Source organism: Micromonospora sp. NPDC007271, assembly GCF_040634005.1.
Lineage (GTDB): Bacteria > Actinomycetota > Actinomycetes > Mycobacteriales > Micromonosporaceae > Micromonospora.
Genome location: NZ_JBEYER010000049.1, coordinates 1 through 6,740 on the forward strand (window position 1 = coordinate 1; position 6,740 = coordinate 6,740).

The 6,740-nt window shown below is 74.6% G+C and carries 6 protein-coding genes; 4 read left to right on the forward strand and 2 right to left on the reverse strand.

Annotated elements, in window-relative coordinates:
* The coding region (locus tag ABZ570_RS18670; RefSeq protein WP_358064661.1) for a hypothetical protein at nucleotides 1-1,260 on the reverse strand (1,260 nt) is incomplete at its 3' end.
* A gap of 125 nt (nucleotides 1,261-1,385) precedes the next feature.
* Here ABZ570_RS18670 and ABZ570_RS18675 point away from each other — a divergent pair.
* The 4 genes from ABZ570_RS18675 to ABZ570_RS18690 all read left to right on the forward strand — a co-directional run bounded on the left by ABZ570_RS18675 (nucleotide 1,386) and on the right by ABZ570_RS18690 (nucleotide 5,588).
* Nucleotides 1,386-1,991 carry a methyltransferase gene (locus tag ABZ570_RS18675; RefSeq protein ID WP_358064664.1) on the forward strand — a complete coding sequence of 202 codons (606 nt, stop codon included), beginning with the start codon at nucleotides 1,386-1,388 and terminating at the stop codon, nucleotides 1,989-1,991.
* A 41-nt stretch (nucleotides 1,992-2,032) separates the two neighbouring features.
* Nucleotides 2,033-3,709: an ATP-binding cassette domain-containing protein gene (locus ABZ570_RS18680; RefSeq protein WP_358064667.1), complete on the forward strand. Its 1,677-nt coding sequence runs from the start codon at nucleotides 2,033-2,035 to the stop codon at nucleotides 3,707-3,709.
* The gene (locus ABZ570_RS18685; protein WP_358064670.1) at nucleotides 3,706-4,503 is read left to right on the forward strand and encodes a nucleotidyltransferase domain-containing protein; all 798 of its coding nucleotides are present in this window, start codon (nucleotides 3,706-3,708) and stop codon (nucleotides 4,501-4,503) included. The genes ABZ570_RS18680 and ABZ570_RS18685 overlap by 4 nt, the downstream gene beginning before the upstream one ends.
* 122 nt (nucleotides 4,504-4,625) lie before the next feature.
* On the forward strand, nucleotides 4,626-5,588 hold the full coding sequence (locus ABZ570_RS18690; RefSeq protein ID WP_358064673.1) for an aldo/keto reductase: 963 nt from the start codon (nucleotides 4,626-4,628) through the stop codon (nucleotides 5,586-5,588).
* A 369-nt stretch (nucleotides 5,589-5,957) separates the two neighbouring features.
* Here the strand turns inward: ABZ570_RS18690 and ABZ570_RS18695 are convergent, their stop codons facing one another.
* Entirely contained in the window at nucleotides 5,958-6,443 is a 486-nt protein-coding gene (locus ABZ570_RS18695; RefSeq protein WP_358064676.1) for a hypothetical protein, read from the reverse strand.
* Between the last annotated feature and the right edge of the window lie 297 nt (nucleotides 6,444-6,740).

The window sequence follows — 6,740 nt, forward strand, 5'->3', positions numbered from 1 at the left end:
GCCGCAAGCTGGAGGGCGCCTGGTGGGCCGACGGCGGCGCGTACTTCGTGGCCCGGCCTGGCTGGCGGTGTCGTCGGTCGGGCCCGCGGTGGGCTGGCTGGCCACTCCGCCGTTCGCCCGGCGCTCCAGTACGCCGCGGTTCAGGTAGACCTCGATCAGGTCGTGCAGGATCTCGCGCGTCTTGGCGTCGGTGGAGCTGATCCGTTCCCCGTCGGCGCGGGTGACCAGGCAGTAGGCGATGTAGTGGCCGCGTACCTGCCAGCCGACCCGGGCGGCGGCGTTGGCGACGGCCTCGGTGTCGTCGCCGGCCGTCATGCCCTGGAACCGGCCCTGCCGCTCGTCCAGCATCTGCCGGATCCGGTCCCGGGCCCGCTGGGCGCTGGCCGCGTCGGTGAGGTTGAGCAGCCCGGCGGTGAGCAGGTGATCGCCGTCGGGGGAGCGCAGGGTGGCCCGGACCACCTGGCTGCAGCCGAGCCGGGTCAGCAGGTCGGCGACCTCGCCGGTCGCCGCGACCGCGCAGCTCCCGCTGGATTGCGTCTTGAGTACCTGGTAGGCCGGCCGGCCGTCGCTGACCACCAGCGACCTGCCCGGGAAGACCTCCTTGACGGTGAGCGCCAGTTGGTCGGTGTCCCGGGAGTCGAGGTCCCGCCCGTCGGCCGCGGCGGACTGCTCCACCACGGGCTGGTCGCTCGGCTGTGCGGCCGGCGGGGTGCCGGTCTGGTTCTGGAGCAGGGTGGCCACGGCCAACCCGCAGAGGGCGAGCAGCACCAGCACGGCGGCGCTGCCGATCAGCACCTGCCAGGCCCGGCCGCCGCCACGCATGGGCGCGCCGGGGTGGGACCGGGACAGGTCCAGCGGGTCGGTCGCCCGGAGGGCCGAACTCGACGGTGCCGACGCGGCGGGCGCCGGAGGTGCCGACACCGGGGGCGGCGCGGTGGGCATCGGGGGCGGCGCGGCGTCGAACGCGGGCGGTGCGGCGGACAGCGGGGGTGGCGCGGTGGGCGTCGGGGCGGGCGGCGAGACCGCGGGCGGCTGCGATGCGCCGGTGCGGGCCGGGGCGGGTGCCGGTCGGGGCGGGGCCGGGGTGACGTCGACGGCCGGCCGGGTGGGCCGGACCGGCGGCGGCAGCGACGGGGTGGGGAAGCGGGACGGCGAGGGGCCCGCGGGCGGAGGCGCCGCTGGGCCGGGCACGGACGGGTTCGACCCGGGCCTCGGGTACTCCAGGAAGGCGTCCTCATCGGACTCGTACCGATACACCATGTGGGTTAGAGTAGGGCCGATTATCCCTTTAGAGGGTAATATCGGGAAATTCCAGCGGAGTGGCGTCGTCGGGTCCCGTCACACCGTCGCCGACCGCGCCCCGGGCCGGTGCGACAATGCCCGACGTGACCGGCGACCACTACTTCACCGCTGAGCCCACGACCGCCGCCCAGCCGCGCGAGGTCGAGTTCTCCGTCGCGGGGCGGGACTACACGCTCGCCTCGGCCGCCGGCGTCTTCTCCGCCGCCCGCCTCGACCCGGGCACCGCGGTCCTGCTGCGCAAGGCCGAGCTGCCGGCGGCCGACACCACCGGCCCGCTGCTCGACGTCGGCTGCGGCTTCGGGCCGATCACCTGCGTACTGGCCACCAGCGCGCCGTCCGCCACCGTCTGGGCGGTCGACGTCAACGAGCGGGCCCGCGACCTGACCGCCGCGAACGCCGCCCGCCTGGGGGCCGCCGACCGGGTCCGGGCGGTCGCGCCGGACGAGGTACCCGCCGAGGTCCGGTTCGCTCAGATCTGGTCCAACCCGCCGATCCGGATCGGCAAGGACGAGCTGCACGAGTTGTTGCTGCGCTGGCTGCCCCGGCTCGCCCCGGACGGGGTGGCCTGGCTGGTCGTCGCCAAACACCTCGGTGGGGACTCGTTGCACCGCTGGCTGGTCGAGCAGGGCTGGCAGGTCGAGCGGCACGCCAGCCAGAAGGGGTACCGGGTGCTGCGGGTCACCCGGTAATCGAGTGTCGCCCCGCCCCGTCCCTCGGGCAGGATGCCCGCGTGGGATACGTGGACGTGGCAGGGGTCGGGCACTTCCTCCCGGACGGCCGGGAGCTCTTCGCCGAGGTGTCGTTCCGGGTCGGTGAGGGGGCCAAGGTGGCCCTCGTCGGGCCCAACGGCGCCGGCAAGACCACTCTGCTCCGGATGGTCGCCGGCGACCTGCCGGTCAAGACCGGGGCGATCGCCCGTTCCGGCGGCCTCGGCGTGATGCGGCAGTTCATCGGCATGATCGGGGACGACTCGACGCTCGCCGACCTGGCGCTCGCGCTCGCCCCGCCGGCACTGCGCGACGCCGGCCGCCGCCTCGCCGAGACCGAGACGGCCATGCGGGCGGCCGAGGTCCGCGGCAAGTACAGCAGCGCCGCCGGTAAGGCCCAGCTCGCGTACGCGGACGCGCTCGCCGCCTGGGGCGAGGTCGGCGGGTACGACGCCGAGGTGCTCTTCGACACCGTCGCCACCATCGTCCTCGACCTGCCCTGGGACGCCGCCCGGGACCGTCCGGTGCGGACGCTCTCCGGCGGCCAGCAGAAGCGGTTCGCCCTGGAGCTGCTGCTCCGGGGGCCGGACGAGGTGCTCCTCCTCGACGAACCGGACAACTTCCTCGACGTACCGGGCAAGCGGTGGCTGGAGGCCCGGCTGCGCGAGTCCGGCAAATCGGTGCTCTACGTCTCCCACGACCGCGAACTCCTCGCGCAGACCGCCGACCGGGTGGTCGCCGTCGAGGGCGGCAGCGCCTGGGTGCACCCGGGCGGCTTCGCGAGCTGGCACGAGGCGCGGGTGGCCCGGCACGCCCGCCTCGACGAGCTCCGCAAGCGCTGGGACGAGGAGCACCAGAAGCTGCGCGAGCTGATGCTGATGTACAAGCAGAAGGCGGCGTACAACTCGGACATGGCCTCCCGCTACCAGTCGGCGCAGACCCGGTTGCGCAAGTTCGAGGAGGCCGGGCCGCCGCCCGTACCCCCGAAGGACCAGGACATCCGGATGCGGCTGACCGGCGGGCGGACCGGCAAGCGCGCGGTGATCGCCGAGCAGCTGGAGCTCGACGGCCTCACCTACCCCTTCGACCTGGAACTCTGGTACGGCGACCGGGTCGCCGTGCTCGGCGCGAACGGGACCGGCAAGTCGCACTTCCTCCGGTTGCTGGCCTGCGGTGGCACCGACCCGGACCCGGCGAACATCCCGGTCGAGGGCGCGGCGCTCGCGCCCGTGGCGCACGACGGCGTGGTCCGCCTCGGCGCCCGGGTCCGGCCCGGCCACTTCTCGCAGACCCACGACCGGCCCGAGCTGATGGAGAAGACCCTGGTCGACGTCCTGTGGCGGGGCGACGAGCACCGGGCCGGGATGGACCGGCACGCGGCGATGGCCGCGCTCTCCCGGTACGAGCTGGCCGGGCAGGGCGACCAGCGCTTCGGCACCCTCTCCGGCGGGCAGCAGGCGCGTTTCCTGGTGCTGCTGCTGGAGCTTTCCGGTGCGACCCTGCTGCTGCTCGACGAGCCCACCGACAACCTCGACCTGGCCTCCGCCGAGGCGCTGGAGGCGGGGCTGGCCGCGTTCGAGGGGACGGTGGTCGCGGTGACCCACGACCGCTGGTTCACCCGCTCGTTCGACCGCTTCGTGCTGTTCGGCGGCGACGGCGAGGTGGTGGAGACCCCCGAGCCGGTCTGGGACATCGCATGATCGACGGCGAGCTGGTCGACCGGCTCTGCTCGGTCGACGGGCTGATCGCCGTGGCGTTGGGCGGCAGCCGAGCCCGGGGCGAGCACCGGCCCGACTCCGACTGGGACCTGGGGCTCTACTACCGGGGCCGGCTCGACGTGGCCGGGCTGCGGGCCGTCGCCGCCTCCGTGGCCGATGCCGAGGCGCAGCTCACCGTGCCAGGCGGTTGGGGGCCGTGGGTCGACGGCGGAGGCTGGCTGCGCGTCGGCGGGGTGGCGGTGGACTGGATCTACCGTGACCTCGACCGGGTGCACGCCGTCTGGGCGGACTGCCGAGCCGGCCGCTACACGGTGGGCGTACAGGCTGGGCACCCGCTCGGCTTCTACTCGCACGCGTACGCCGGGGAGGTGGCGCTGGGCCGAGTGCTCGGCGACCCGACGGGGGAGCTGACCGCGCTGCGGTCGGAGACGCAGGCGTACCCGTCCGCGCTGGGCGATGCCCTGGTGGCCGGCGGTTGGGAAGCGGGTTTTCTGCTCGACGGGGCGGCCAAAGGTGCCGCCGCCGGGGACAGTGCGTACGTGGCGGGCTGCCTGTTCCGGGTAGTCGGAGTCGTGGTCCAGGCGCTGCACGGCCGGGCCGGGCGGTGGCTGATCAACGAGAAGGGCATGGTCGCCTCGGCCGGCCGGCTGCCCGGTGCGCCGCCCGACTTCCTGTCCCGGGCGCACGGGCTGCTCGCTGAGGTCGGTCGTAACCCAGAGGAGCTGGCGCGGACCCTGGCGGCCGCGCGGCGGCTGGTCGCCGACGTGCTCGACTGACCGGCGCGGGCCAGCGTGTGGTGGCGGGCGTGCCGCGGTCGGTGGCGGGAGGGGTTCGGCGGCGCTGTCGAGCTGACGTCGTGAACGACTCACCCGGATGCTGGTCAGCGCGGCGGCATAGGGTGGATCTCGTGACTGAGATGACGTACCGCCGGTTGGGCGACTCCGGGCTCGTGGTGTCCGTGGTCGGCATCGGCTGCAACAACTTCGGCCGCAAGCTCGACCTCGACGGCACCCGGACGGTGGTCGAGGCCGCGCTCGACGCCGGGATCAACTTCTTCGACACCGCGGACATCTACGGTGAGCCGCAGGGCAGCTCCGAGGAACTGCTCGGGCAGGCGCTCAAGGGCCACCGCGACGACGTGGTGGTCGCCACCAAGTTCGGCATGGACATGCACGGCCTGAACGGGCCGGACTTCGGGGCCCGCGGGGCTCGCCGCTACATCGCCCGCGCCGTCGAGGCGTCGCTGCGCCGGCTCGGCACCGACCACATCGACCTGTACCAGATGCACGAACCGGACCCGGACACCCCGATCGACGAGACGCTCGCCGCGCTGGACGACCTGGTCCGCGCCGGCAAGGTCCGCTACCTCGGCAACTCGAACTTCGCCGGCTGGCAGATCGCCGACGCCGACTGGACCGCGTCGTCCCAGGGCCGCACTCGCTTCATCTCGGCGCAGAACCACTACAGCCTGCTGGAACGGTCCGTCGAGACGGAGGTCATTCCGGCCTGCGAGCGGTTCGGCCTGGGCATGCTGCCGTTCTTCCCGCTGGCCAACGGCCTGCTCACCGGCAAGTACCACCGGGGCGAGGCCCCGCCCGCCGGCAGCCGGCTCTCCGGCGGCGGCCGGTACGCCGAGCGGCTCGCCGCGGCGGACTGGGACACCATCGAGGCGATCGAGGCGTACGCGGCGGAGCGCGGGATCTCCATGCTCCAGGTGGCCATCGGCGGACTCGCCGCGCGCCCGGCGGTGACCTCCGTGATCGCCGGCGCCACCACGCCCGAGCAGGTACGCGCCAACGCCGAGGCGGGCGCCTGGCAGCCCACCGACGAGGACCTTGCCGCCCTCGACGCCATCCTCTGACCACTCCCCACGCACTGCCCCGGCACCCCAAGGTGCCGGGGCAGACGCATACGGGCGCCGCCATCCGCACAGCAGGCAAGGAAGGGCCCCGGTCAACGCCTCCGCCCGCCGAACCGGCAGTAGATCTTGGAAGGAAACGGCCCCTGGAGGGGCCGTAGTCTTCCAAGATCTCGAGAGTTGTGCCGTACGGCTGCGGTGGGTGGGGCACCGGGAGAAGACTCTGATCATCGCCGGGCTGGGCCCGCTCGACGGCGCACCGTCCACCTGCTCGCCACCGGCCCGTACCCACCGCCGGCCAGGTCTACCTGCCCCTGGCCTGGCCAGACGAGCGGGCCCGGCCGGCTCTACACGGTCGGCCCGGTCGTCGGGTCAGTCGCGGTGGTGGCGGCCGGTGCGCCGCGTGCGGATCCTCTCCCCGTCGGCATCCGACGCGAGCCCCGCGACCCAGTCGACGTACTCCTCGTCCTGCTCCGCCAGCGGCTCCGTCTCGTGGTCGCCCCGGCCGGTCTCAACCGGCCCGCCGTCCTTGGCCCGATTGCGCCGGAACAGACCACGCCGGAACTTCAGCATCCCGCCGCCCGGCTCCCTTGTCTCCGCAGGGCCCATCGCATCGGGGTCGGTGTCCTGGCCGCCGGCCTGCCCGGCGTCCGGGACGACCGGTGCGGCACGGCGGGCGTTGGCGAAGGCGTTCCAGCGGGCGTCCCGCCCGGGGTCGGGTAGGGCGCGGTGCCGGGGGTGCGGTGCCGGCTCGACCCGGGTCGCCTCGGTCGGTGCGCCGGCCTGCTCCGGGGTGCCCGTCGTGCTGGCGGTGGCGTCGCCGCTCCCCGGTCCGGGGCTGCTGGGCGGGAGTGCCACTGGCCGGCTCGGCGCGGGCGTCGTCGGCTCGCTGGGCCGGGCTGCGACCGCCTGGCTCGGCGGGGGTGCGGCCGGTTCGCTGGGCCGGGCTGCGGCCGGCTGGCTTGGTGGGGGCGCGGCGGGTTCGCTGGGCCGGGCTGCGGCCGGCTGGCTTGGTGGGGGCGCGGCCGGTTCGCTGGGCTCGCGTGCCACTGGCTGGCTCGGCGGGGGTGCGACCGGTTCGCTGGGCGGGGGTGCCACTGGCTGGCTTGGTGGGGGCGCGGCGGGTTCGCTGGGCCGGGCTGCGGCCGGCTGGCT

Excerpts from the sequence above, each read along its gene's own strand:
- ABZ570_RS18685 (WP_358064670.1), top strand. The coding sequence starts at position 3,706 with ATGATCGACGGCGAGCTGGTCGACCGGCTCTGCTCGGTCGACGGGCTG.